The following is a 22,534-nucleotide window of genomic DNA, read 5'->3' on the forward strand; positions in this document are numbered from 1 at the left end:
AGCCGACGTGGTGGTGAGGGCCCCGCCGACCGACCTCAGCGGCTAGGTGCCGATCGGCCGATCACGGTACGAGAAACAGGCGCCGGGCGATGCCGGGATCCCGCAACGGCTTCACCGCCAACCGTACGAGGATCAGTGCGTTGTCGTCGCCGGCGATCCGGTTGGCGCTGAGCTCGCCGCAGGAGCGACACTGGTGAATGATCATCCATTCACCGTCGGGCCGCACCGACATGCTCAACGCTTCCATCCGGCCGCGGCAGCTCGCGGCTCGGTCGCCCGGGATTCGCCGGTCCACGTGCAGACTGGCCAGGCAGTTCGGGCAGTGATTGCGGTGCGTGGTGCCGGGCGCCTCGGACGACACGTCCAGCCGGCAGCCCACGCATCGGAAGTCGTTCGCCCGATGCCCACCCTGGCGGTGGAGAACGTCCTTGTGTCGCTGTGGCCGCCGGTTGGCCCGCGCCCGCCCGTGCGCGCTTCTGCTCCGCCTTGGCATCGTCGATACCTCCAGTCGATTCAGAGGTCGCCGAAGGTTTCGAGCGGAAACGGGGGCTGTGCCAGTGGGCGCACGGCGATACGCATCAAGATGAGCTGGTTGTCGTCGGCGCAGATGGGGTTGGCGGTCAGCTCATCGCAGCGTACGCAGCGGTGGATGACCATCCAGTCGCCGGTGCGGAGCACGGCGATGGCGATCGGCGACATCCGGCCCTGACAATCACTGGGACCGCCCTCGACCCGATCCTGAACGTGCTGGGAGTGCAGACAGGACGGGCAGTGATTGCGCCGGATACCGTCTCCGGCAGCGGCGGAGACGGTGAGGCCGCACCGAATGCAGGAGAACGTGTCAATCTTGAGGATGTTCTGCGACGTACGCGAGAGAGTCTTCTTGGTGTTGGACACCCGGGTGCTCCTTGCTGAAATGTCGGTAGGGACAGCAAGAGCAGGCCGAGCAGGCCTCGCCCCGACCCGGAGCGGCATCGGGAAAACGGACTACTGGACGGTGCAGCGAGGCGCGCTCGGCGCGGGCTGGATCATAAAATCTCTCTCCCAGGGCAGCGGCCCAGAGCAGGGGAACGGAACTTTCGTCAGGGTAGGCAGCCCACACCGCCGATGTCACCCGGATTATCGAGCACCCAGCTCATCCCCACCATGAGCTGGGCTCACGGGACCAGCCCAGGGAACCGGCCGCCCACGGAACCGGCCCACGGGTCACACCTGGCGCACGGCGACGCCGAGGGCTTTCAGGGCGTCCACCTCCTCGTCGGGGGCGTCGTCGGCGGTCACGACGGCCTGCAGCGCAGTGGCGGGAGCGACTAGGGCGAGGGCGGTACGGGAGAGTTTGGCCGCCTCGGCTACCACGATGACGCGGTGGGCCGCGGCTATCGCGGCGCGTTTGATCGCGGCGTCAGCCAGGTCGTACGCGGTCAGCCCGTTGGCGGCGGTCAGGCCGCAGCAGCCGATGACCGCGGTGTCGAAGCGCAGCGCGGCGAGGGATGCCTCCGCCAGGGGGCCGGTCAGCGCCAGCTCGCCGGGGCGGGGCTCCCCACCGGGCAGGAGCAGCCGCAGTTGGGGTGCGCCGACGAGGGCGTTGGTCGCGTGCAGGGACAGCGGCATGACGGTAAGGCGGCGGTGCGCCAGTGCGCGGGCCACCGCTAGGCAGGTGGTGCCGGCGTCGATGACGACCGCCTCGCCGTCGGCGATCATCTCGGCCACCGCCGCGGCGATTCGTTGTTTGACCTCCACGCCGTCGTTCGCCCGAAGCGCGAACGGGGGTTCCTCGCCGCGCAGCAGCACGCTTCTGGCCCCGCCCCGGTAGCGCTCAAGCAGGCCCTGCTCGGCCAGGAGCTCCAGGTCGCGACGGACGGTCATCTCCGAGGTGCCGGTTTGCTCCGCCAGCTCCGCGACGCTGAGCTGGCCGGCCCGGCGTACGGCATCGGTGATGTGTCGGTGTCGGTCCACGCTCGCCATCCCCCCATTGAACACTAGTTGCGTTCAAATTTCGAGGTTCGAACAAAAAATATGTTTGCTATGTTCGCTTGCATGTTTGAATCGCTGCGGGCGGCCCGGCTGGCCACCTTCGCCTACTTCACCCTCAACGGCTTCATCCTGGGGATCTGGGTCGTCCATATCCCTGTCATCGAGCACCGGGCCGGCATCAGCCACGCCACACTCGGTTGGCTCCTGCTACTCCTCGGCGCCGGCGCCTTCGTCGGGATGCACGTCGTGGGGCCCCTCACCGACCGCTTCGGCGCGCGTCGAGTCGTCCCGCTGAGCGCGGCCCTGTGCAGCGCGACGCTGATCCCGCCCGCCTTCGCTGGGAACGCCGGGGCACTGGGCCTGGCACTACTGGTGCTGGGTATCGGCAACGGCTGCCTGGACGTCAGCATGAACGCCCACGCGGTGCAGGTCGAGGCCGGATACAAACGCCCGATCATGTCCGCGTTCCATGCCATGTTCTCCGTCGGCGGAGTCCTCGCCGCGCTGGTCGGCGCGCGGACCCTCAGCTGGGACTGGAGCCCAACCACCACGCTGACCACGGTCAGCCTCCTCGGCCTGGCAGCCACCGCCGTCGCCGCACCCGCACTGCTGTCGTTGCCGACGAACACCGGCGCGCGGATCCCAGCCAGCACCACCAGGAGCCGCCGGACCAAAACTCCGCTGCGCATCTGGGCGCTCGCCGGGCTCGCACTGATCCTGATGCTCACCGAAGGCGTCGCCAACGACTGGAGCACGTTGTCCCTGCGCGACGCGTTCGACACCCCGGCCGCCACCGCCACGCTCGCCTATGGCGCCTTCGCCGCCGCCATGACGATTGGACGCTTCCTCACCGACACCATCGCCGCCCGCTTCGGCCCGGCGGCCATCGTCCGGTACGGCTGCGCGCTGGCCGCGCTCGCCCTCACCACCATCGCGCTCGCGCCGTCGATCCCACTCGCTCTCGCCGGGTGGACACTGCTCGGAATCGGTCTCTCCGGCGCCGTCCCGCAGCTCTTCAGCGCGGCCGGTCACGCCGACCCGGGTGCTGCCGGCACCAACGTCTCCCGCGTCGCGGGCCTCGGCTACCTCGGCATGCTCGGTGGACCCGCCGTCATCGGGCCGCTCACCCAACTGATGCCCCTGAACTACACGTTCGTCCTGCCCGCGCTCCTCTGCCTGGTCGCCGCGCTCGCGGCCCACGTCCTTCACCCCCAAGCGGGAGAGGCTCGGCTCGACGACGAGGTTCCGCAGCCGGTTCGGACCGCGCCCGCTGCACGAACCGTACGGAGTACCAGAACGGGCGGCGGCGCCTATTGATCAGCCTGCGGCGACGGCCGCTACGGGGCATTGGTGTATCACCGGTCACCCCGTCTGGGTGGGTGGGGAGGCCAGAGCCGGGCTCAGTGCGAGGGTGATCACTAGCGAGGCGGCGGCCATCACGGCCATCGCGGTGCCCGGCGGCAAGTGCTGGGCGACCAGACCGGCGGTGACAGCGCCGACCGCCTGCATGGTTAGCATGCCGGAACTGTGCAAGCCCAACGCCTGCCCACGCAGCTCGTCCGGCGTCAGCGCCAGCAACCGCTCCTGCAGCAGCAACCCCGCGCCGAACCCGGCCGAGGCCAGCCCCACCGCGACGATCGCCAGCGGCAGGCCCGGCGCGAGCGCGAAGACGAGGTACGGCACCGCCAGCAGCAGGCGGAACGGCGTGATGAACGCCGCCCGCCGCCCCGGCGGCAGGAACCGCCCGGTGACCATGTCCCCGGCCAGCATGCCCAGCGCCCCGGCCACGAACAGCGCCCCGGCGGCGCCGGGGGCATACGGGATGAACAGCGCCTCGCACCCCACGACCAACCCGTTGGGCACCCACAGCGACAGGTAGACCGCGCGCCGCGGGCGCGACGACCACAGCAGCGCGTTGCCGCGCCACGTCTGGCGGACCGACGGGCGGCCGACCGCGCGGGGTGGGCGGCGCACCAGCGCGACCCGCCAGCACAGGGCGGCCACCAAGGCCAGACAGGCGCTGCCCAGCATCGCCAGCCGCGGCGACACCCCGGCTGCCACCAGAACGCCGCCGAGGCCAAACCCGGCGATCTGCATCGCCCCGACGGACATGTTCGTCACCGAACGGCCCAGCAGGTAACCGCCCTCGGGCAGGATCTGCGCCAGCAGGCCCCAGCGGATACCGCCGCCGAGCGAGCTGACCAACCCGAGCAGCAGCAGGACCGCCAGGATGCAGGCCACCGGCAGGCCCGGCACGGCCATCACCAGGTATCCGGACGCGCCAACCAGCGCGATCGTCGTCATAGCCGCTCTGGGCGGCACCCGGTCGGCCGCGGACAGCAGCGTCATCGCGCCGACCACCTGCATGATCGACGCGCCGAACATGGTGATCGCGGACAGCAACGGCGACCCGGTGCGCTCGAACACGAGGGTGGCAAGCGCCAGCCCGTTCAGGGTGCCCGCGGCCACCTGCAATGACACCGCGGTGAAGAACCCGCGGAACTCCCGGTGCGCGAACAGCTCGCGATAGGTCTGCACGGCGGGCAGTGTCCGGCGGCGGAGAAGTCTGCAGCTACAGTTTCGCGGGGAGGCGAAACGTGGGCGTCTGGGTGATCGACACCGACGTGCTGGCGGACAGCCGGTTCACGGTGTCGCCGCTGACCGAGGCGCTGGCGTGCCTGAACCTGCTGGAGTACGGGCATGCGCCGCCGGGGCAGCAGGAGTGGCTGCGGGCGCACGTGGGGGCGTACCGGCGGATGATGGCGACCGACCCGGTGCGGCGGCCGCTGGTGCGCGCGGCGCTGCGGGCCCGCTCGGTCGCCGACTTCCTCGCCGTGCCGCCGCAGCTGGGCGACAGCCTCGCGGCCGAACTGGCCCGGGTACGCCGCACTCCGGCCGCCACAGCCCTGGCCGACCTGCGGGCCGACGGCCCGGTCGACGCCTCGCTCGACCGACCTGACCTGGCCGAACGCGCCGCCGATCTGCTGGAGTGGGTGTGGACGCACACCGTCGAACCCGATTGGGCACGGCGGCGACGGCTGTTCGAGGCCGACATCGTCGCCCGCGCACAGCAGCTCGGCGCGGTCGGTTGGAAGGCTGCACTCGACCGCCTACGGCCCGGCATGCGGTGGCTGGGCGACGGCCGGTTGCAGATCAACGCGTACGACAACCCGCCCCGCACCCTGTCCAGTGCGCAGCTGCTGTTCATCCCGAGCAGCGCCCGGCGCGGCTGGGTAGCCTGGCGGCTGCCGAAACGGTACGCGGTGATCTATCCGTGTTCGGCGCGGCTGGCGGAGCCAGGCGGCAGCGCACCGCCGCAGGCGCTGGCGCGGCTGCTCGGACCGGGGCGGGCGGAGACGCTGTGTCTGCTCGACACACCGCTGAGCACCACGCAGCTGGTGGCGCTGACCGGCAGCGGGCTCGGGTCGATCGGCAGACATCTGCGGGTGCTGCTCGACGCACAGCTCGTACGCCGCAGGCGGGCAGGGCGCTCGGTGCTCTACTACCGCACCGACAGCGGCGAACACCTCGTCCGCAGCAACCGCCACCCGACGCCGTGACCACTCACCCAGCCGCTGATGATCAAGAAGGCCCCTGCCACCTTCTCACGGGAACCGGACATCGGTGCCAACAAAATCCGGACGGTGCCACCACTGGTGCCAACAACCGTGGACGGTGCCAGCTTCAGGTGGACCGGACAAACGGGCCCGGGGCACAGCAGGACGGGAAGGCTGTTTAGATAAGGCTCTAGGTTGACAGTCTTCAAATCAGGGGGCAGACTAGAGCTTGCTTCGAGAAACATCTAGACAGCGAAGCCGGCGTCGCACCCCCCCCACGCCGATAACCAGATGACGAACCCAGCAGGAGGAAAACCATGTCCCGGGTACAGCTCGCGCTCCGCGTCTCCGACCTCGAAGGCTCGATCGCCTTCTACTCGAAGCTGTTCGACACCGAGCCAGCCAAGCGCCGCCCCGGCTACGCAAACTTCGCCGTGGCGAACCCGCCGCTGAAGCTCGTACTCCTGGAAGGTGAGCCGGACCAGGCCACCGCGCTGGACCACCTGGGGGTCGAGGTGCCCAGCACCGATGAGGTAGACGCCGCGACCCGTCGACTCGCCGAGTCCGGGCTTACCACCCTGGAGGAGCAGAACACCGAGTGCTGCTACGCGCTCCAGGACAAGGTCTGGGTGCACGGCCCCGGCAACGAGCCCTGGGAGGTCTACACCGTCAAGGCCGACTCCGACCAACTCCAGAAGGCGACCGAGAGCGATTGCTGCACCCCGACCACCGAGAGCGCGTGCTGCACCCCGACCACCGAGAGCGCGTGCTGCACCCCCGGCGGGGCGAAGGCGACCGAGAGCGATTGCTGCACCCCGAGCGGGGCGAGCGATTGCTGCACCCCGACCGGGGCGAAGGAAACGGTGGGCAGCGGCACGCAGGCGGGCTGCTGCTGACGGCCGGTACGCATCGAGGCAGTGACCGCCGGCGCCTCGCTCAACGACCGCGCCGGCGGCCCTGCCTCGCTCGATGCCGCCGGTCCCGCCGAGGTGGTTGGGGCGGGTAACTCGGTCAGCCGGACTGCCGCATGATCCAGGTAGGCAGCGGCTCCTCGAAGGTGCTCACCACCTCCCAGCCGGCACGCCGGTACATCTCGACGTTGTCGGGGTTGCTGGTTTCCAGGACCGCCGGAAGACCCGCTGCGGCGGCGTGCCGCAGCCCCATCGCCATGACCGCGTGGCCCCACCGACGACCCATGCTCTCCGGATGGGTGCCCAGGACGCTGAGGTACCAGAAAGGTTCTGCCGGCACCGCCGCGTCCATCGCCTCATGAAAGGCATCGAAGCGGCTCAGCGCCTCAGCGGGGAGGTGAGCGGCGAGAACGCCGTCCAGTCCCTCGTCCCCTGCCCCCGGCGCCTGCCAGATCGCGACCGCCGCTCCGCGCTCGATCGTCCAGATCGTTTGCTGATGCACCTGCTTGTCGAAGAGGTACCCGAAGAAGACAGAGGCGTACTCAGGGTAGGTCGCCTGGTCGGGAAAATAGCATCGCAGCAGGGGGTCCTTCTCGAAGGCGGCGACAAGTGAGCCGACGACCCGCTCACGGTCTCCCGGCATGGCAACGGTGATCTCAGGTGCTGTCACGGGATGCAAAGCTACCGCAGCTCAACGCGACTACCCCGCGCATGTAAGCAGGCTCGCATCTCGTTTGGGGGGTTTTACTCGCATATCTAACCCTTAAACGCCCTATAACGGATTTTACTCGGGTTGGTTGCCACCTACCTGGTAGCCCGAGGAGCGCCACACCGCACCACCCTGGGGCGGCTCCTCGTCCGTGAACGGGGAAGGACACTCCGGTCGGGGCGGGGCCCGGTCCGTTCGACGCGGCTGGCGGGCCAGGGTGCCGACGCCCATCGCGCCGGGACCCTGTCCGCCCCGGATCAGTCGGGAGGTCCGGCCGTTGGCATGACTCGCGCCGCATGTCTGTCTTATTTAAGCGCTTTTTTCGTGTTCATGGCTGCGTGGGGCCCGTGCCGGGGTTAGCTGAAGGTGGCCGCTATCGCCTGCCCGGTAGCCGAGGAACGGCCACCGCAGGTGTGCGTTGCTCGCCGTTCACGGAGAAAGGAGACCGAGACTGTGATGGCCCAACCCCACCACGACCACGACCACGACCACGACCACGACAAGCCCCGGGCACGCCGAGCCAGAAACCGGTGGTGGGCCATCGGGTTGGCCGGCATGACCGGTTTGACCCTTGGCGCCGGCGGCGCGGTCGTCACCCCCGCCGCCAGCGCGATCAAAGACGACGTCGCTGCCGCCGAGGACGCCCCCTCCGTTGACGAGCGCCGCGCTACCCGAGACGACCGCAGGGGCAAGCACTACGGCAAGGGCACCGGGATGAAGGGGAAACAGCCCAAGGGCACCCCTGTGCCCTGCGACGCCGAAGCCCTCATCGCCGCGATCGCCCTCGCCAACGCCCGCGGCGGCGCCACCCTCGACCTCGCCAAGGACTGCACCTACCTGCTCACCACCAACCTCGACGGCGCCGGCCTGCCCACCATCACTACCCCCATCACCCTCAACGGCAACAAACACACCACCATCGAACGCGCCGCCACCGCCGACCTGTTCCGCATCCTCACCATCAACGGCGGCGGCGACCTCACTCTGAACAGCCTGAAAGTCACCGGCGGACAGACCATCGGCGACGGCGGCGCGATCCTCGTCAACACCGGCGGCAGACTCACCGCCAACGACAGCGCTATCACCCGCAACATCGCCGACGGCAACGGCGGGGGCATCGCCAACAACGGCATTACCCACATAAACCACTCTTCCGTTGATGACAATCGCGCCGCCGTTTTCGGTGGAGGGGTCCTCAGCTTTGGCGTACTCAAGATCCGTAAGACTCACGTGCGCGCTAACACCACTGGCTTCGTCGGAGCTGGGGTCTTCGGCGCGGGCGATGTCCAGATCGACAGCAGCACCATCAACGCCAATCACGCTTCATTCGGCACCGGCGGCCTTGTCATGTTCATCGGAATCGGCACCGTGACGGACACCGACATCACGAACAACACCGCGATGGAAGTCGGCGCCATCCTCGTGAACCTCAACACACAACTCACCCTCAAATCTGTCACCGTTTCCGAAAACGTCGCCACCACAAGCGTCGTGGGCGGCCTGGGAACAAACCCGAGCTCCTCCGTTGTGGTCGAGAACAGCAACATCGAAAACAACACGGCCGCCACCGACGCTGGCGGCATCTACAACACCGGCTCGCTGGTGATACGACGAACAAAGGTCACCGGAAACCAGGCAGGTGGCGAGGGCGGCGGCATATACAACACGTTCAGTGGTACCGCCAGTCTCTTCGACACGAAGGTGGTCAAGAATATCGCCACCACCGACGGCGGGGGCATCTTCAATATCAATGGAACGGTCGAGTTGAACACCGCCACCGGCACCATCGTGGTCAAGAACCGGCCGAACAACTGCTCTGGCGACGTACCTGGTTGCGCCGGTTAGCAATCCGTGCGGTTCGCGAGGGAGGCTGCCGGATGGCGGCCTCCCCGTACGCGGGCAGCGTGCATCACGCCGCGATCAAATCAACGCTGACCGCTTTCGGTGCCGGAACCGGCACGCCCGCCTCGCGCAGGCCCTCCAGGTGAAAAGCGATGGCCTCACGCATCTCAGACCCCGGAACCGCAGATTTAGCGCCGGCGGGCAGCAATCTCCGCCAGTTGGCCGGTGGCTCCGTTGAGTACACCCTGGCTCACGCTGCCTTCCCGGGCATCGGCAGGGCTGGGTGGTCGAACAACTTCTCAGGCACGCCAGGCTCGCACCAAGGGAACGTGTAAACGCGCGCTTGCTCATGTCGCAGATCGGGCGTAGGTCACTGCTGCAAGCCGCCACCGATAGGACTACCGGCTGTCTTCCCACCGTGCGGCTGCCCACGCTCTTTCGAACTCATCACGATCGATTTCCTGGTTCGGCAACTGCGGATCGAAAAGATCTACCATCGGCGGATTCAAGGGCCAATCATCGGCATCCGTCTTAATCCCGGTGCCGTCCTCGGCGACCTCCACCTGCCGGACACGGCGACCGTCCGGCCCGACCTCCATCAGGTACGTCGCCGGCTCGTCGTCGTCCCACAACTGGCGCAAGAACAGCACCTGCTTGTCGGCGAGCGCGCCGAAACCGGGCAGCGCGCGCTGCTTGTCGCGCATCGCGCGTAGTCCGTCCAAACCAGCAGGAAGAGTCGCCGCACCGATGTCCACCTCGTCGAGATCCCAGCCCTCGGCGCGCGCGACAGCGGCGGGGTCGTCGACGACCTCAACCTCGGCGAAGGCTTCCTGCACCTCGCGGACCGACCTGGCGCGAATCCACCACCACAGGCCGCCCATGCCGTAGTCGTGAAGAACGAGGTATCGCTGCGTCGACATCACATCATCATGCCTAGCAAGCGTTCCATGCTGCCGACTGGGGCGACTGGTCGCTGCCCCTTCGCTCATGCCGCCGATCGTGCGTTCGCCGGCCGTCACTTTTGCGTGGATCGGGTTGGGCTACCGCCGTAGAGCCGGACAGTTCCTCTTGGGCCTCTCTCCGCCGCGGTAACCGGCGGGACGCACGCCAGGCGAGAGCCACACCAACCAGCGGTGGCAGCCGCGATGAGAGCGACCCCACCAGTCATCTCGACCAAGGACCATGGGCTGGTGTTCTGTCGCCCGGACGGGCTACCCCTTCGACCGGATCGGATCACGGTGGAGTTCGAGCAGCATGTGGTGGAGTGCGGCCTACCGATGGTTCGGTTGCCTGACACGCGGCATGGCGCGTGTTCGCTGATGCTGGCTGGTGGCGTTGCAATCGAGGTCGTTCAGTTGATCCTCGGGCATTCGACGCCGGAGGTCACGCGCCGGGTGTACGCGCACCTGATGCGCCGGACAACCGCGCAACAGGTCGAAGAAGCGGTCAAACTCTTGACTCGTTACCGGCCCCACAGAGAGCCGCGTGAGCAATCCGTGAGCAACCCCGGGGCTGAACGGTGAGCCGACCACCAGCAAAGCAAAGATCCCCACCTACGTTTCCGCTGGTGGGGACCGTATAGCCCGGCGAAAGGCTATGTGGCCAGGGACGGGGTCGAACCGTCGACCTTCCGATTTTCAGTCGGACGCTCGTACCAACTGAGCTACCTGGCCGCGCTTCGGGTCATGATACCCGCCCGTCGAGGTCGCCGATGGCCGGGGCACCTGCCCGATATGTCGAAGGCCGCGCGTGCTGGCGCGGCCTTCGACGTTTGCGGTCCTGACGGGACTTGAACCCGCGACCTCCGCCTTGACAGGGCGGCGAGCACTCCAACTGCTCCACAGGACCTTGCTCATCCGACCGAGGTCGGACCGTGCCCCCAACGGGATTCGAACCCGTGCTACCGCCTTGAAAGGGCGGCGTCCTGGGCCGCTAGACGATGAGGGCGGCCCCGCCATCATTGCACACTCACAACTTCTGACGGTCTTGCTCCCATCCGGCCCCGCCGGAGGCTTAGAAAGCATACGTGATGGCCGGCCGCTCAACCAAACCGGTCCCGGCGCTCCCCGCCGGAACGGAAACCCGCAGGTGAGACCCAGGCTCCGGGCCGGCTCGGCACCGCAGCCGCCCCTACCCCGCGGCCGGCTGGTCCAGCGAGTCGCGTACGGCTGCGGCGAGCGAGAGCGCCTCGGCGAGGTCCACCGGACGCACCACCCCGGCAGGGAGGCTGTCCGCCCGCCAGCCCGGTCCGACCGCGAAGACCAGCAGCGGCCGATGGGGGCCCGCGAGCAGGGCGGTGAGCTGGGTGGGATCGGCGGTGCTCCGCGTCTGCGACCACAGCACGACCGCAGCCGGCCCGGTACGGTTGACCGCCTCCAGCAGCGCCCGCACCGGCACTCGGGCCCCGAGCAGCCGGTGGGCGATCCCAGTTTCGGCCAGCGCCGCGCCGAGCGCCTCCAGCGGCAGACTGTGCTGCTCCTCGTCGGCGCAGGAGAGCAGGATGCGAGGCGGCCCGTGGGGCGCGTGCGCGCGGACCACGGCGGCGAACGCCTCCGACACGCAGCGGGACACCAGGTGCTCGACCTCGATCAGCGCCGCGGTGGCGGCGTGCCGTTCACCGATCCCGGCGAGCACTGGTCGCAGCAGCGTGTCCCAGGTGGTGACCACGCCGTCGGTGCGAATGGCGCGGTCGATCACCTCGTTGATGGCGTTGGAGTCAAGTCGCATGGCGGCCCGGGCCAGCCCCCGGGCGGCCGGGCCGGACCGGCCCACCGGGATTGTCGCGCCGCCGCCGTCGCGCGCCCCCCGCCTCTCGATCCGGGGACCGGGACCGGGAGCGGGAGCGGGAGCGGGAGCGGGAGCGGGAAGCGCGGCGTCGGGGGCCTGGACGGCCCAACGGGCGGCCTCGGCCGGGGCGACCCCGTTGGCGGTGAGCCGCCGCATGGTCTCCAGGCGGGCGAGGTCGGCCGGGGTGTAGCGGCGGTGGTGCCCGGGGACGTGCTCACTGGGCCCGAGCCCGTAGCGCTGATGCCAGGTGCGCAGGGTCGTCACCGCGACGCCCAGCCGGCGGGCGACGGTGCCAGCGCTCAGTGCCTCATCCGCCACCTGGCCGCTCCGGAGCGTCCTCGGCCGCCAGCGGGGGCTGACGCAGGTCTGGCTGACGCAGGGTGGGCCCGCCCGGGTGAAGCAGCCGGTTGAGCACCCCACCCAACCACGGGGCGTACGCGGGAGGGTCGGCGTCGAGCTCCGCGGCGAGCACGGCCGGGGGCACCCAGCGCAGCTCGGCGACCTCCTCCGGATCCGGACGCAGCGGGGCGTGGGCCGGCAGGTCGCCCCGGAGGACGTGGTCGTACTCGAACTCGACCCTGCCGGTGGTCGGGTCCTCGGCCCGGTAGATGTAGCTGCCGACCTCGGTCAGCTCGACCGGGGCGGCGCCCAGCTCCTCGCCGAGCCGGCGGTTGGCGGCGATCGTCAACGGCTCGCCGGGCAGCGGGTGGCCGCAGCAGGCATTGGCCCAGCGCAGCGGGAAGCGGGTCTTCACCGCGGCCCGGCGCTGGAGCAGGACTCGGCCGTCGGGGTCGACGAGTAGCACCGAGAAGGCCCGGTGCAGCCGCCCCGGCGGCTGGTGCGCGGCCCGCACCGTGGTCTGACCGGTCACCACGCCGGCCTCGTCCACCAGCTCGACCAGGTGGGCTTCCCGGCCGGTCACGAAGGGTCTCCTGTCACCCGCGCGGCGGCGAGCTTGCCGGAGATCAGCACCATCGGCACCCCGACTCCGGGCTGGGTGCCCGAGCCGACGAAGACCACGTTCGCGAGGCCGCGGTGCAGGGTGGGCGGGCGGAACGGCCCGGTCTGGAAGAGGCTGTGCGCGGCGGCGAACGGCGTGCCGGCGGCCATGCCCTGCTCCGCCCACTCGGCGGGGGTGACCGTCCGCAGCACCTCGATGCCGTCGCCGAAGCCCACGTAGCCCCGCTCCTCCAGTGTTCGCACCAGCCGGTCGGCGTAGCGGTCGGCGAGGCCACCCCGCCAGTCGAAGGGGGCCCGGTCGAGGTTCGGCACCGGCGCCAGCACGTAGTAGGCGTGCCGGTCGGCGGGGGCCACCGACGGGTCGGTCCGGCTCGGGTTGGTGACCAGCAGCGACGGGTCGCTCATCAGTTCGCCCCGACGGATGACTTCGTCAAAGGTGCCGCGCCACGCCCGCCCGAAGTGGATGTTGTGGTGGGCGATCTTCGCATAGCCCTGCGTCGACCCGACGTGCAGGACCACGCAGGAGGGGGAGTAGGTCAACCGGCGGTGCCGGGTCTGGAGCAGTTCCCGGTGCGCCACCGGCAGGTCCGGGTTGAGCACCACCACGTCGGCGGGGACGAACTCCCCGCTGGCGGTACGGACACCGGTCGCCCGGTCGGCGGCGGTCTCCACCTGGGTCACGGTGGTGTCGTACCGGAGCTGCACCCCGTGTTTCTCGGCGGCGCCGGCCATGGCCCGGGAGACGGCGTGGATGCCGCCGCGCGGAAAGTGCACCCCGGCGACGGAGTCGAGGTACGCGATAACCGCGTAGATGGCGAGCGCGTCGTGCGGCGCGAGCCCGGCGTACATCGCCTGGAAGGAGAAGACGCGCTGGGTACGCGGGTCCCGGAAGAACTGGTTGATCTTCGTTTGGAGCCGCCGGAAGGCGCCGCCGGCGAGTAGCTTCAGCAGGTTCCCGGTGAGCAGGTCGGTGGGGGCGTCCAGGTTGCGTTCGATGAAGTCGGCCCGTTCGAGGCGCCACAGCTCGCGGGCGTAGTCGACGAAGCGGAGGTAGCCGTCGGCCTCCCGCGGACCGCAGACCTTCGCGATCTCGGCGGCCATCCGGGTCGTGTCGGTGATCACGTCCAGGGTGGAGCCGTCCGGATAGTACGCCCGGTAGGCGGGGTCGAGTGGGCTCAGTTCGAGCCAGTCGTCGAGCTCCTCACCGACGGCGTGCAGCGCCTCGGCGATCAGGTCCGGCATGGTCAGCACCGTGGGTCCGGTGTCGAAGTCGTACCCGTTGACGCTGAGCCGACCGGCCCGACCACCCGGCACCGGCTCGCGTTCCAGCACTGTCACCTGGCGACCGCTGCCGGCTAGGTGCAGCGCGCAGGCCAGCCCGCCGAGCCCGGCACCGACGATCACCACTCGGTCCGTACGCCCGCGTACCGTGCGCACCTGACCACCTCCTCGGGAAGACGCGCCCATCATGCTCGCCGGTGGGTGGCGACGGTCGCGAGGCCGGCGAGCGCGGTCCGCGCGGTGTCATCGATCGCTGGAGCGGCGAGGGCGTCGAGCGCCTCGGCGACCCGATCGGAGATCATCTGCTCGACCTGGGCGACGGCACCGGTCGCCGCGACCACCTCCGCCAGTCGGGTGACCTCCCGGTCGTCCGCGCCCGCGCCGACTTGGTCCAGGGCGCGACGCTGCGCGGAGTCGGCCCGACTGCGGGCCAGCATCAGCAGCGCGGTCGGCTTGCCGGTACGCAGATCGTCACCGGCGGGTTTACCGGTGGTGGCCGGGTCGCCGTAGACGCCGAGCAGGTCGTCGCAGAGTTGGAACGCCTCGCCGACGGCCTGGCCGTAGCGGGTGTACGCCGCGAGCAGTGGGGAGTCGGCGCCGACGCCGGCCAGCCGGGCGCCGAAGAGCAGCGGCCACCGCACCGTGTAGCTGGCGGTTTTGTAGCGGGCGACCTGCAGGGCCCGCTCCACCGACCAGTTCGTCGGGTCGCTCTCGCCGAGGACGTCGAGGTATTGCCCGGCGACGGTCTCCACCCGCATCTGGTCGTAGCAGCGCCGGACCTCCAGCAGCCGGGCCGGCGGCAGGGCGGCCTGCGCGAGGAGCCGGTCGGCCCAGACCAGGCAGAGGTCGCCGACGAGGATGGCGACGTTCTCGCCGAATTTGTCGGAGTCGCCGCGCCGCCCGGCCGCGGCGTGCTGGGCGGCGACCGCGACGTGTGCGGTGGGCCGGCCACGTCGGGTGGCGGAGGAGTCCATCACGTCGTCGTGGGTGAGCGCGAAGGCGTGCAGCAACTCCAGCGCGGCGAGCGCCGGCAGCACGGGGGGCAGCGGCTCGGCGTCGCCGACCACGCCCCGCCATCCCCAGTAGGCGAAGGTCGGACGGAGCCGTTTTCCGCCGGCCAACACGCTGTCGCGGGCGATGGTGGCGAACTCGCCGGCGCTCGGGTCGATCGCGGCCAGTGCGTCGATCTCGGTGTTGAGGAAGTCGACGAGGGTGTCGTCAACCGCGGCGACGATCTCCCCGGTGTAGGCGGCCAAGCGGGCGCGGACCGAGTCGGTTTCGCCACCACGGCGGGCCGGGATGACCCGGGGGGCTTTACCCACAACTGCGTCGTTGGCCATGCGCGGGAGCATATCCTAGGGTTACGAGTTGCGTCGATTCATGCGTCGATTTTAGGGAGGGGCCGGTGGACACGGATCTCACCGCCGCCTACGACCGATGCCGTGAGCTGCACCGTCACCACGGCCGCACCTACTATCTCGCCACCCGGCTGCTTCCCACGTGGAAACGGCGACATGTACATGCTTTGTACGGTTTCACCCGCTACGCGGATGAGATTGTTGACCGAACCGAGGAGTTGCCCGCGGCGCTGCGGGCCGCCCAGCTGGACGACTGGGCCGCGCGGTTCCTCGCCGGCCTGCACGGTGAGCCGGTCACCGACCCACTGCTCCCCGCCGTGCTACACACCATCGCCGTCTTCGACCTGAACCGAGACGACTTCGCGTCGTTTCTGCGCAGCATGGCGATGGACCTGACCGTCAGCTCCTACCCCACCTACGCCGACCTGCTCCACTACATGGAGGGCTCCGCCGCCGTCATCGGCACGATGATGCTGCCGATCCTCGGCAGTGCCGACCCGGTCGCCGCCCGCGAGCCCGCCCGCCAGCTCGGCTTCGCCTTCCAACTGACAAACTTCATCCGGGACGTTGCCGAAGACCTCGACCGTGGCCGGACGTACCTGCCGGACGCGGACCTGGCCCGCTTCGACGTCACCCGCGACGATCTCCTGGCCGCGCGCGCCGCCGGCCGGACCAGCGAACCGATCCGGGAACTGATCCGCTACGAGGTGACTCGGGCCCAGGCGCACTACGCCGCCGCCGCACCCGGGGTCACCCTGCTCGACCCCGCCTCGCAGGCCTGCATCCGCACCGCCTACACGCTCTACGGCGGCATCCTCGACGAGGTCGCCGAGCAGGACTTCGATGTCTTCGCCCGCCGGGCCCGGGTGCCGCAGCACCACCGGCTCACGGAGACCGCCCGGGCCCTGCTCACCCGAACCGGCACTCCCGTCCGGGTGCCCGGTCCACCATTGATGACACTCACCCGGACCGGTCCCTAGGCTGACAGGATGGAGCCGGAGCTGGTGGACGTGGTCGTCGTCGGGCTCGGAGTCGGCGGCGAGGAGGTGGCCGGCCGGCTCGCCGAGGCCGGGCTCAGCGTCGTCGGTATCGAGCGGGACCTGGTCGGTGGCGAGTGCCCGTACTGGGGATGCGTGCCCAGCAAAATGATGATCCGGGCGGCGAACACCCTCGCCGAGGCACACCGGGTGCACGAATTCGCCGGATCGACGCGGGTATCGCCCGACTGGGCACCCGTGGCGGACCGGATCCGCGCGCAGGCCACCGACAACTGGGACGACCGGGTCGCGGTGGAACGGTTCCGCAACCAGGGTGGACGCTTCATCCGGGGCAGCGGACGGCTCGACGGACCGGGTCGGGTCCGCGTCAACGACCAGGTCTTCCAGGCCCGGCACGGAATCGTACTGGGCACCGGTACCCGCCCCGCCGCGCCGCCCGTCGACGGGCTGGCCGAGACCCCCTACTGGACGAATCACCAGGCGATCGAGGTAGCCCGGCTACCGGAGTCGCTACTGGTACTCGGCGGCGGCGCGATCGGGCTGGAGCTGACGCAGGTCTTCGCGCGATTCGGCGTCCAGGTCACCGTGGTCGAGGCGCTGGACCGGGTGCTGGCGACCGAGGAGCCGGAGTCGTCCGAGGTGGTCGCCGCCGCACTCCGCGCCGACGGCGTCAATATCCACACCGGCGTGCTGGCGGACCGGGTCGACCACGACGGGCAGAAATTCACCCTGCGGGCGAACGACGCCCGGTACACCGCCGACCGGCTGCTGGTGGTGACCGGGCGCCGGGCGCACCTGGACGAACTAGGCCTGGACACCGTCGGCGTCCGCGCCGACCAGCGCTTCCTACCCGTTGACGACCGACTGCGCGTCACCGAGGGAATCTGGGCGGTCGGCGACGTGACCGGTGCCGGCGCCTTCACCCACGTCGCGACCTACCAGGCGGGCATCGTCGTCGCCGACCTGCTCGACCGCGTCCGTCGAGCTGATGCCGTCGAAGGCCCCGAGCTCGATCGATCCGACACCGGAGCGGGGACGGACCCGAACGGCACGGCCGTCCCCCGGGCCGACTACCGGGCGCTGCCCCGGGTCACCTTCACCGACCCGGAGGTCGGGGCGGTCGGGCTCACCGAGTCGCAGGCCCGCCAGCGGGGGATCAACGTCCAGGTCGGCCGCGTGTCGCTGGGCTCCTCGGCCCGCGGTTGGATCCACCGCGCCGACGGCCTGATCAAACTCGTCGCCGACGCCGACCGGGGGGTGCTGGTCGGCGGAACGTCGGTCGGGCCAGCCGGCGGCGAGGTGCTCTCCGGGCTGGCGGTCGCCGTGCACGCGGCGGTACCGCTGGCCGAACTCCGCAGCATGATCTACGCGTACCCGACCTTCTACCGGGCCATCTCCGACGCCCTGCGGGACCTGGGCTGATCCGGCCGGGCGAGGAACGGAGACGACAATGGCCGGTGCGACACCGACCGACCCGGACGGGCCAACGGGTCGGCTCGTCACCTGGTTGGCGGAGACCTCGATCGACGCCATCCCCGCCGACGTCACCACCCGGGCCCGGCACCTGATCCTGGACGGCATCGGCTGCCTCCTGGTCGGCGCCCGGCTGCCCTGGTCCCAGATCGCCGTGCGGAGCCTGACCGTGGAGCCCGGCTCCAGCCTGGTCGCCGGATGGGACCGCAGCACCGACGCGTCCACGGCGGTGCTGTTGAACAGCAGCTTCATCCAGGGCTTCGAGCTCGACGACGTGTCGTACCGGACTCCCTGGCACGCCAACGCGGTGCTGTTGCCGGTGCTGCTGGCCGTGGCCGGCCGGCGGGCGACGGTCACCGGGGTCGACCTCCTGCGGGCCGAGGTGTTGGGCTTCGAGGCCGGCGTCCGGGTCGGCCGCGCGCTGGGCGGGCCAGCGCTGATAACCCGGGGCTGGCACTCCGGCGCGGTCTTCGGCGGGCTGGGGGCCGCAGCGGCCGGCGGGGTGCTGTACGACCTGACCCCCGCCCGGTTCGAAGACGCGCTGGGCATCGCCGCGACCCAGTCGGGTGGGTTGATGGCCGCACAGTACGAGTCGATGGTCAAGCGCATGCAGCACGGCTTCGCGGCCCGCAACGGCCTGGTCGCGGCGACCCTGGCGGCCGGCGACTACATCGGGATCAAGCGGGTCTTCGAACGCGGCTACGGCGGATACCTGGCGGCCTTCACGGCGCGGCACGACACCGACCCGTCGGCGATCGGCGACGCGCTGGGCGAACACTGGTATCTGCCGGAACAGACAATCAAACCGTACGCGGCGATGGCGTACACCCACCCGGCGATCGACGCGGCGCTGGCGCTGCGGACGACAGACGGCTTCGACCCCGCCACCATCGAACGGATCGAGATCGAGGTCGCCGAGTCCGTCTTCGACCACGCGGTCTTCCCGCTGCACCGGCCGATCGAGAGCGTCGCCGCGCAGATGTCCGTCTGCTACACGACGGCGGCGGCGCTGCTGGACGGCGCGGTCTCGGTGGAACAGTTCCGACCGGAGCGGCTGGAGCAGGACGACGTGTGGCGGCTGATCGACCGGATGACCGTGAACCGCGGGTCCGGGCCGGCGTCCACCGGGCGGGTGCGCCTGACCACCGATGCTGGTCAGACCTACGAGCAGCACACCGAAACGCCGCTCGGCTCGGTGCGGCGTCCACTCAGTAACGCCGACATCGTGGACAAGTATCGGGACCTGACCGGGCGCATCCTGGACCGGCACCGACAGCGGGCGATCGAGGACCTGGTGCTGCACCTGGACGAGCGCCGGGACGCCCCGGCGGCGCTGCTCGCGCTGCTCGCCCCGGCGGTCGGCGGCGCGCTGGACTGACCCGTCCGGCCTCGGCCCCGTCAGGCACCGGCGCCGTGCCGGCCGGCACCCGCGGCGAACCGGGCCGCCCCGGCCGCCGCGTCGGCGGCCAACGACTCCATCCCGTACGCCAGCTCGGTCGCCAGCGCCGCCGGCTCCGGCAGCGCCGCCGTGGCCAGCACCGCGGCCCGGTCGTTGCGCAGACAGGTCTGCGGGTGCCCGGCGAGCTCCGCGGCCAGCTGCTCGGCCGCGGTCCGAGCCGTACCGGGGGCGACCAGCCGGTTCACCAAACCCATCGCGTACGCCTCGGGCGCCGGCACCGGACGGCCGGTGAGGATCAGGTCCATCGCCCGGCTCTCGCCGATCAGTCGGGACAGCCGAAACGTCCCGCCGTCGATCAGCGGTACGCCCCAACGCCGGCAGAAGACGCCGAGCACCGCGTCCTCCTCGGCGACCCGGAGGTCGCACCAGAGCGCCAGCTCCAGCCCGCCCGCCACCGCGTACCCGGAGATCGCCGCGATCACCGGCTTGGACAGCGTCATCCGGGTCGGGCCCATCGGGCCATCCCCGTCCGGTGTGACCCGGTTGCCGGTACGGGTGCCGATGGCCTTCAGGTCGGCACCGGAGCAGAACGTGCCGCCCGCACCGCAGAGCACCGCCACCGCCGCGTCCGGGTCAGCCTCGAAGGCGCGGAAAGCGTCGGCCAGCTCCCGCGCGGTCGGACCGTCCACGGCGTTCCGCGCCGACGGCCGATCCAGGATCACTGTGGTCACCGTCGCGGACCGTTCGACGCGTACGCCCATCGGGACAGCATGACCCCGGCGGTGTCCGGCCCGCCAGAGCCAGCCCACCTGCGGGGTGCCGGGGCGCCCGATCTCGGCGTGCGGGCTGGCATCGTCCCTGGAGATCGGATTAGATTGCTCGGCGACGTGATCATGTGAGGTGCCCGATGGACCTGTACGACGTCATCCACCGCCGCCGGGACGTGCGGGCGCAGTTCACCGGGGCGCCGGTGCCCGCCGAGGCCCTGGACCGGGTGCTCGCCGCCGCCCACGCGGCCCCGAGCGTCGGCTACTCGCAGCCGTGGGACTTCATCGTGGTCCGCGACCCGGAGCTGCGCCGCGCCTTTCACGAGCACGTCAGCGCCGAGCGGGAGGTCTTCGCCGCGACCCTGACCGGGGAGGCGGCCGAGAGGTTCGCCCGGATCAAGATCGACGGGGTGTTGGAGTCCAGCCTGTCGATCGTGGTCACCTACGACCCGGCCCGGGGCGGACCGGCGGTGCTCGGCCGGCACGCCATCGCCGACACCGGGCTCTACTCGGCCTGCCTGGCCATCCAGAACCTCTGGCTCGCCGCGACCGCCGAGCAGCTCGGTGTCGGCTGGGTGTCGTTCTACCGGGAGCAGTGGCTCGCCGAACTGCTCCGGATCCCGGCCGGGATCCGTCCGGTGGCCTGGCTCTGCCTCGGCCCGGTCACCCACTTCGAAGCCGTACCCGATCTGGCCCGGCACGGCTGGCGGAGCAAGCGCCCGTTGGCCGAGGCCGTGCACACCGACTGCTGGGGCGACCCGCCGGCGTAGGGGCCGGGAACAGTCGTAGGGGCGGAGTCAGTCGTAGGGGCGGAGTCAGTCTCGCCGGTGCCGGCCAGCCGGCAGTTCCCACCGCCGTTGACCGCCTGGCAGCGCGCGACGGTCGGTCCCGGTGCGAGCGGTCGCCGGGCGTCGACGCAGGCCGAGCGCCGCGCCGATCTGCGCGCCGACGATGCTCGACACGGCGAGGACGGCCGAGACGGCGAGCGGCCGGTTCACCCGGTTCGGATCGCCAGGGCCGGCCGCGCCCACGGCCACGACCGGCGCCTCCGCCGCCGGGTCCGGAGCGGTCTGCTCCGGAGCTGCCGTATCCGTCGAGGACGCGTCCGAAACCGCCGTCCCCGAAACCGCCGAGTCCGAACCAGCCAAGTCTGAACCAGCCGAATCCGAACCAGCCGAGTCCGAACCAGCCGACTCCACCGGCGACGGCGGTGTTGACTGCTCGGCCGACGCCGGTGCCGGCGCGGGTGGCTGGGGTGGGGTCGGTCGGGCGACCAGCCGTCCGGTGGCGTGGGGGCCGGGGCCACGGTCGTGCGCCTCGGCGGGCAGCCGCAGAAGCTGACCCGGGTGGATGCGGTCGGGGTCGGCCAGCCGGTTCAGCGTGGCCAGGCTCCGGTAGTCCTCGAACCCGTCCAGGTACCGCGCGGCGATCGACCCGAGGTAGTCGCCCCTGGCCACCCGATAGACGGGTGCCCGCTCCGGCGCGTCTGCGGGCGATGTGGTTGAGGCAGTGGATGCGACGGTCGATGCGGCCACAGCCCTGGGTGCTGTTGGGCCTGCCGCCGCTTGGGCTGTTGGGCCTGCCGCCGCTTGGGCTGTTGGGTCCGCTACCACCGTCACCGTGGATGCTGGCGGACCCGCCGCCACCGCCGCCGCGCTGGCCGCCACCGGACTCGCCACCAAGATCAATGCTACTGAGCCGACCAGTGCGGCGGCGGCCCGCTGTTGCCGGCCCATCCCCGGCAACCGGGGGGCGGGGCGACGGACGGCGAGGGCGCCCAACTCGACCAGCACCGAGAGGGCGAAGGTGGCCCAGCCAACCCAGCCGGCCACCGCCAGCACCCGGATGAAGAGCTGGCCGTCGTCGCGGCTGATCAGCACCGTGCCGATCTCCCCGAGGGTCGGCACCTGCGCCGGCAGGGGGTTACCGGCGAACGCGAGCAGCGCCACCGGGGCGCCGACCAGCAGCACACCGAGCAGGGCGAGGGCACCGAATCCGGTGAGCACCCGGCCAAGGAGACGAGCCGATGTGGACATGGCGGCCTTCCTTCCTACAGTCCACCGGTCAGCGCCCGAGCGGTCGCCTCCCCGGTGACGTTGACGGTGTCTTCGAAGCCGACGAGGCCGAGCAGCGACCTCTCGTAGGTGACGGTGACCTGCACCCGAACCACGGACTCCCCGTCAACCACGGGGAAGCTGACGGTGTGTGCGCTGGCACCGGCGGCGGCGAGATACTCGGCCACCGACCGCCGTGCTTGCGGCTGGTCGATCCGCTTCGGCCCTCCCTCGATCGCGGTGGCCAGGTCGATCGACTGCCCCCCGGCGCGGGCGGCTTCGCTGGCGAGGTTGTCAGCTCGCTGCAGCGCGCGTAGCTGCCCGGCCCCGTCGAAGGCGAGCGCCACCACGGTGAGAATGCCCAGGGCGGCGATGGCCAGGAAGACACTGACCCGACCCGAGTCGTCCCGGCCCGAGGCGCTGCGGCGGGTAGGCACGGCGGTCATTGGGGACACCACCGGTAC

At 70.7% G+C, this 22,534-nt stretch carries 23 protein-coding genes and 3 tRNA genes; 9 read left to right on the forward strand and 17 right to left on the reverse strand.

The window, feature by feature from the left end; translation table 11 throughout:
* Nucleotides 1–61 precede the first annotated feature (61 nt).
* The 3 genes from SALPAC2_RS0115790 to SALPAC2_RS0115800 form a co-directional block, all read right to left on the reverse strand.
* A complete protein-coding gene (locus tag SALPAC2_RS0115790; RefSeq protein ID WP_026184782.1) occupies nt 62–493 on the reverse strand; it encodes an RNHCP domain-containing protein in 432 nt (143 codons plus the stop codon).
* 20 nt (nt 494–513) lie between these two features.
* Entirely contained in the window at nt 514–897 is a 384-nt protein-coding gene (locus tag SALPAC2_RS0115795; RefSeq protein ID WP_018217612.1) for an RNHCP domain-containing protein, read from the reverse strand.
* 309 nt (nt 898–1,206) lie between these two features.
* A complete protein-coding gene (locus SALPAC2_RS0115800; RefSeq protein ID WP_026184783.1) occupies nt 1,207–1,965 on the reverse strand; it encodes a DeoR/GlpR family DNA-binding transcription regulator in 759 nt (252 codons plus the stop codon).
* A 60-nt stretch (nt 1,966–2,025) separates the two neighbouring features.
* Between SALPAC2_RS0115800 and SALPAC2_RS24925 the strand changes: the two genes are divergently transcribed.
* A complete protein-coding gene (locus SALPAC2_RS24925) occupies nt 2,026–3,291 on the forward strand; it encodes an MFS transporter (RefSeq protein WP_018217614.1) in 1,266 nt (421 codons plus the stop codon).
* Nucleotides 3,292–3,336: 45 nt separating this feature from the next.
* Here SALPAC2_RS24925 and SALPAC2_RS0115810 read toward each other — a convergent pair whose 3' ends face one another.
* Nucleotides 3,337–4,512, reverse strand: coding sequence for an MFS transporter (locus SALPAC2_RS0115810; protein ID WP_018217615.1), 1,176 nt, complete (start codon nt 4,510–4,512; stop codon nt 3,337–3,339).
* A gap of 59 nt (nt 4,513–4,571) precedes the next feature.
* On the opposite strand from SALPAC2_RS0115810, the gene SALPAC2_RS0115815 reads away from it, so the two are divergent.
* Both SALPAC2_RS0115815 and SALPAC2_RS0115820 read left to right on the forward strand, forming a co-directional pair.
* Complete coding sequence (locus SALPAC2_RS0115815) at nt 4,572–5,534, forward strand: ArsR/SmtB family transcription factor (protein ID WP_018217616.1); 963 nt, start codon at nt 4,572–4,574, stop codon at nt 5,532–5,534.
* A gap of 314 nt (nt 5,535–5,848) precedes the next feature.
* Nucleotides 5,849–6,427 (forward strand): ArsI/CadI family heavy metal resistance metalloenzyme, encoded by a 579-nt coding sequence (locus SALPAC2_RS0115820; protein WP_018217617.1) that lies wholly within the window; start codon nt 5,849–5,851, stop codon nt 6,425–6,427.
* A gap of 115 nt (nt 6,428–6,542) precedes the next feature.
* On the opposite strand, the gene SALPAC2_RS0115830 is transcribed toward SALPAC2_RS0115820, so the two are convergent.
* Nucleotides 6,543–7,085, reverse strand: a complete 543-nt coding sequence (locus SALPAC2_RS0115830) for a GNAT family N-acetyltransferase (RefSeq protein WP_018217618.1) — start codon at nt 7,083–7,085, stop codon at nt 6,543–6,545.
* Nucleotides 7,086–7,706: 621 nt separating this feature from the next.
* Between SALPAC2_RS0115830 and SALPAC2_RS0115835 the strand changes: the two genes are divergently transcribed.
* Entirely contained in the window at nt 7,707–8,996 is a 1,290-nt protein-coding gene (locus tag SALPAC2_RS0115835) for a hypothetical protein (protein WP_026184785.1), read from the forward strand.
* A gap of 64 nt (nt 8,997–9,060) precedes the next feature.
* On the opposite strand, the gene SALPAC2_RS27985 is transcribed toward SALPAC2_RS0115835, so the two are convergent.
* Entirely contained in the window at nt 9,061–9,159 is a 99-nt protein-coding gene (locus tag SALPAC2_RS27985; RefSeq protein WP_223874141.1) for a type II toxin-antitoxin system HicB family antitoxin, read from the reverse strand.
* Nucleotides 9,160–9,391: 232 nt separating this feature from the next.
* Nucleotides 9,392–9,913 (reverse strand): hypothetical protein, encoded by a 522-nt coding sequence (locus tag SALPAC2_RS0115845; protein ID WP_018217620.1) that lies wholly within the window; start codon nt 9,911–9,913, stop codon nt 9,392–9,394.
* Between the two features lie 225 nt (nt 9,914–10,138).
* Between SALPAC2_RS0115845 and SALPAC2_RS25460 the strand changes: the two genes are divergently transcribed.
* On the forward strand, nt 10,139–10,516 hold the full coding sequence (locus tag SALPAC2_RS25460; protein WP_018217621.1) for a tyrosine-type recombinase/integrase: 378 nt from the start codon (nt 10,139–10,141) through the stop codon (nt 10,514–10,516).
* Between the two features lie 76 nt (nt 10,517–10,592).
* On the opposite strand, the gene SALPAC2_RS0115855 is transcribed toward SALPAC2_RS25460, so the two are convergent.
* From SALPAC2_RS0115855 to SALPAC2_RS0115885, 7 genes are all read right to left on the reverse strand, one after another.
* A tRNA-Phe gene (locus tag SALPAC2_RS0115855) sits at nt 10,593–10,666 on the reverse strand.
* A 101-nt stretch (nt 10,667–10,767) separates the two neighbouring features.
* Nucleotides 10,768–10,841, reverse strand: a tRNA-Asp gene (locus SALPAC2_RS0115860).
* Between the two features lie 26 nt (nt 10,842–10,867).
* Nucleotides 10,868–10,940 (reverse strand) — tRNA-Glu (locus tag SALPAC2_RS0115865).
* Between the two features lie 183 nt (nt 10,941–11,123).
* Complete coding sequence (locus SALPAC2_RS0115870; protein WP_018217622.1) at nt 11,124–12,098, reverse strand: MerR family transcriptional regulator; 975 nt, start codon at nt 12,096–12,098, stop codon at nt 11,124–11,126.
* Nucleotides 12,088–12,702, reverse strand: a complete 615-nt coding sequence (gene idi, locus SALPAC2_RS0115875) for an isopentenyl-diphosphate Delta-isomerase (RefSeq protein ID WP_018217623.1) — start codon at nt 12,700–12,702, stop codon at nt 12,088–12,090. The genes SALPAC2_RS0115870 and idi overlap by 11 nt, the downstream gene beginning before the upstream one ends.
* Complete coding sequence (gene crtI / locus SALPAC2_RS0115880; RefSeq protein ID WP_018217624.1) at nt 12,699–14,177, reverse strand: phytoene desaturase family protein; 1,479 nt, start codon at nt 14,175–14,177, stop codon at nt 12,699–12,701. The genes idi and crtI overlap by 4 nt, the downstream gene beginning before the upstream one ends.
* 29 nt (nt 14,178–14,206) lie before the next feature.
* Nucleotides 14,207–15,361: a polyprenyl synthetase family protein gene (locus SALPAC2_RS0115885; RefSeq protein ID WP_018217625.1), complete on the reverse strand. Its 1,155-nt coding sequence runs from the start codon at nt 15,359–15,361 to the stop codon at nt 14,207–14,209.
* A gap of 65 nt (nt 15,362–15,426) precedes the next feature.
* Here SALPAC2_RS0115885 and SALPAC2_RS0115890 point away from each other — a divergent pair, with 65 nt between their 5' ends.
* Genes SALPAC2_RS0115890 through SALPAC2_RS0115900 form a run of 3 tightly spaced genes read left to right on the forward strand, consistent with a single transcriptional unit; the run spans nt 15,427 to nt 19,228 of the window.
* Nucleotides 15,427–16,359 carry a phytoene/squalene synthase family protein gene (locus SALPAC2_RS0115890; protein WP_018217626.1) on the forward strand — a complete coding sequence of 311 codons (933 nt, stop codon included), beginning with the start codon at nt 15,427–15,429 and terminating at the stop codon, nt 16,357–16,359.
* A 9-nt stretch (nt 16,360–16,368) separates the two neighbouring features.
* Nucleotides 16,369–17,799 (forward strand): dihydrolipoyl dehydrogenase family protein, encoded by a 1,431-nt coding sequence (locus SALPAC2_RS0115895; protein ID WP_018217627.1) that lies wholly within the window; start codon nt 16,369–16,371, stop codon nt 17,797–17,799.
* A gap of 28 nt (nt 17,800–17,827) precedes the next feature.
* Nucleotides 17,828–19,228: an MmgE/PrpD family protein gene (locus SALPAC2_RS0115900; protein ID WP_018217628.1), complete on the forward strand. Its 1,401-nt coding sequence runs from the start codon at nt 17,828–17,830 to the stop codon at nt 19,226–19,228.
* Nucleotides 19,229–19,248: 20 nt separating this feature from the next.
* On the opposite strand, the gene SALPAC2_RS0115905 is transcribed toward SALPAC2_RS0115900, so the two are convergent.
* Nucleotides 19,249–20,010 (reverse strand): crotonase/enoyl-CoA hydratase family protein, encoded by a 762-nt coding sequence (locus SALPAC2_RS0115905; RefSeq protein ID WP_018217629.1) that lies wholly within the window; start codon nt 20,008–20,010, stop codon nt 19,249–19,251.
* A 146-nt stretch (nt 20,011–20,156) separates the two neighbouring features.
* Between SALPAC2_RS0115905 and bluB the strand changes: the two genes are divergently transcribed.
* Nucleotides 20,157–20,786, forward strand: a complete 630-nt coding sequence (bluB, locus tag SALPAC2_RS0115910) for a 5,6-dimethylbenzimidazole synthase (RefSeq protein WP_018217630.1) — start codon at nt 20,157–20,159, stop codon at nt 20,784–20,786.
* Nucleotides 20,787–20,831: 45 nt separating this feature from the next.
* On the opposite strand, the gene SALPAC2_RS0115915 is transcribed toward bluB, so the two are convergent.
* Together SALPAC2_RS0115915 and SALPAC2_RS0115920 are read right to left on the reverse strand one after the other, a co-directional pair.
* Complete coding sequence (locus SALPAC2_RS0115915) at nt 20,832–22,052, reverse strand: LysM peptidoglycan-binding domain-containing protein (protein ID WP_018217631.1); 1,221 nt, start codon at nt 22,050–22,052, stop codon at nt 20,832–20,834.
* Between the two features lie 14 nt (nt 22,053–22,066).
* Entirely contained in the window at nt 22,067–22,516 is a 450-nt protein-coding gene (locus tag SALPAC2_RS0115920; RefSeq protein WP_018217632.1) for a pilus assembly protein TadG-related protein, read from the reverse strand.
* Between the last annotated feature and the right edge of the window lie 18 nt (nt 22,517–22,534).

Origin of the sequence: Salinispora vitiensis, assembly GCF_000378825.1 — a bacterium.
Lineage (GTDB): Bacteria > Actinomycetota > Actinomycetes > Mycobacteriales > Micromonosporaceae > Micromonospora > Micromonospora vitiensis.